This is a genomic window from Herbaspirillum sp. WGmk3 (assembly GCF_023952535.1).
GTDB classification, from domain to species: domain Bacteria; phylum Pseudomonadota; class Gammaproteobacteria; order Burkholderiales; family Burkholderiaceae_D; genus Herbaspirillum; species Herbaspirillum huttiense.
The window spans coordinates 1-229 of record NZ_JAKYWT010000179.1; the positions used below are offsets into that span (position 1 = coordinate 1).

General features: G+C 69.0%; 1 protein-coding gene. It reads left to right on the forward strand.

What is annotated here, in order from left to right; all coding sequences use genetic code 11:
- On the forward strand, window positions 1–229 hold a 229-nt coding region (locus MKD49_RS26380), incomplete at both ends, for an aromatic amino acid transport family protein (RefSeq protein WP_252697787.1).

Consider the following 229-nt stretch of genomic DNA (forward strand, 5'->3'; position numbering starts at 1 on the left):
TCCTTCATCGGGGTGGGGCTCGGGGTGTTCGACTACCTGGCGGACCTGTTCAAGTTCGACAACAGCCGCGGCGGCCGCGCCAAGTCCTGGGCGGTGACCTTCCTGCCACCCCTGGTGCTGTCGCTCCTGTTCCCGTTCGGCTTCCTGGTGGCCATCGGCTATGCGGGCGCCGTGGCGACCCTGTGGACCTGCATCATCCCGCCGCTGCTGGCCTGGAAGGTGCGGGCGG